General features: G+C 41.1%; 2 protein-coding genes and 1 riboswitch. Both genes read left to right on the forward strand.

Annotation, left to right across the window (positions count from 1 at the left end; all coding sequences use genetic code 11):
• Window positions 1-662 precede the first annotated feature (662 nt).
• Window positions 663-1,205 (forward strand): DUF2179 domain-containing protein, encoded by a 543-nt coding sequence (locus BK139_RS23335; protein ID WP_076263580.1) that lies wholly within the window; start codon window positions 663-665, stop codon window positions 1,203-1,205.
• Window positions 1,202-1,408 carry an NETI motif-containing protein gene (locus BK139_RS23340; RefSeq protein WP_076263583.1) on the forward strand — a complete coding sequence of 69 codons (207 nt, stop codon included), beginning with the start codon at window positions 1,202-1,204 and terminating at the stop codon, window positions 1,406-1,408. Before BK139_RS23335 ends, BK139_RS23340 begins: the two co-directional genes overlap by 4 nt.
• An 88-nt stretch (window positions 1,409-1,496) precedes the next feature.
• A riboswitch (purine riboswitch) is annotated at window positions 1,497-1,598 on the forward strand.
• Window positions 1,599-1,891: the final 293 nt, after the last annotated feature.

Genomic DNA, 1,891 nt, shown 5'->3' on the forward strand with positions numbered 1-1,891 from the left:
TAAGCTTCTCAGCGCCGATGGTAGTTGGGGGCTGTCCCCCTGTGAGAGTAGGACGCTGCCGGGCACATGAAAGAGCACCTGATGGGTGCTTTTTTTTATGTGTAATTATAGGTATCTGAATCAGTTGGACTCTTCTTTTTAGTTGAAAAGTGCAGATATGTGTCACTTCGGCCAACATATGCGTCACTTTTTCAGGATATGCTTCACTTGGGCACATATATGCGTCACTTTTCGCATTTATGCGCCAGAATTAAATTATATGCGCCATTCCTCATCTCGCCGTCTGTTTTAATAATCGATTTCATTCTTAGAAAGGAATTATCCCAAATGTAAGATAAACTTCACAATATGTTAGATAAAAATGAAAACTTGATAGATAAACTTATAAACATGTTAGATAAAACCCCATACATGCTAGATAAACTCCAAAATCTGCTAGATAAAACTGTTACGAACCTCTCTCCTGCATATAGCCTCTTTAACCCAGACAAACCCCATTAAAAGATAAGCAGTTTCATCCCACACAAAAAAGGATAACCTATACACAAAGAATCAATTTTTGAAAAAAGGTTATCAAAAGCCAATTTCTTTTGTACAATAGGGACTTAATGGGAAGAGGACACTCATTTGCCTCTTAATTCCCCTCTGAAGGAGGACTTGAATTGATGGAAAATAGTTTTATTATGGTCGCTATTATTCTGATCATTAATATCGTATATGTATCATTTTTCACCATTAGGATGATTCTGACGCTTAAGGGACAGCGTTACCTGGCAGCTTTTATAAGCACCATCGAAGTTGTTATCTATGTCATTGGACTGGGGCTGGTTCTGGATAATCTGAATGAAATACAAAATCTGATTGCTTATGCAGTCGGTTATGGAATCGGCGTTATTGTCGGGATGAAAATTGAAGAGAAGCTGGCCCTAGGCTATATTACCGTAAATGTAATTACAAAGGAATATGACAGAGACCTGCCAAAAGCCTTAAGGGAAAAAGGGTATGGCGTAACCAACTGGGCTGCCAATGGTCTTGAAGGCGATCGGATGGCCCTGCAGATCCTGACACCGAGAAAATATGAGTTGAAGCTTTATCAGACGATTAAAGAGCTGGATCCTAAGGCCTTTATCATCGCTTATGAACCGAAAACGATCCATGGCGGCTTCTGGGTAAAATCAGTTAAGAGAGGAAAGTTGTCTCAATGAGCAAAGGCAAGAATAAAATGTCATTCGAAATCCAGGAAAATGAAACGATTGATCAGTGCCTGGAAAGAATCAAAAAGGCTGGATATATACCTGTAAGAAGGACTGAAAAGCCTATTTTTAAAGAAGTTAAGACAGGCAGTAAAGTCGATTATGAACCGGCCGGCCGGCAGATTGTTTTTGAGGCAAAACGAGAAGAAGGCTAAAATCCGAACAATAATTGTCTGACTTTTAGTATTGTTCGATTTTTCAATTGACAGAATATCAGGTATGTTGTTAATATGGTGGTAGTTAATAAAACGTGAATAAACCCCTCGTATAATAATGGGAATAGGGCCCATAAGTTTCTACCTGGCAACCGTAAATTGCCGGACTATGAGGGAAAGCTGATATGCCCGGCATGCAGAAGGAATGGTCCCTGCCGTTTGCAGGTTTCTTCCTTACGGATCTTTTTAGCCCGGACAGATTACTTTCTCTCATATAAGAGAAGGGTCTGTGCGGGTTTTTTGTCGCAGTCTAACGGGCAGTAAGACCCCCTCTTCAAGACTCCGAAGAATCGAAGGAGGATAAGTGGGGGTCAAACTGACCGTAAGGGCCCGATTGGTGAGATACAGTGAAACTTGCCGACGCGCAGGCAGAGGCTTAGTTGAACCAATCGGGTTCGTAGTGTCGATTGATCGAAGCGCTAG

The sequence above is a fragment of the Paenibacillus sp. FSL R5-0490 genome (assembly GCF_001956215.1).
Classification (GTDB): Bacteria; Bacillota; Bacilli; order Bacillales; family Cytobacillaceae; genus Cytobacillus.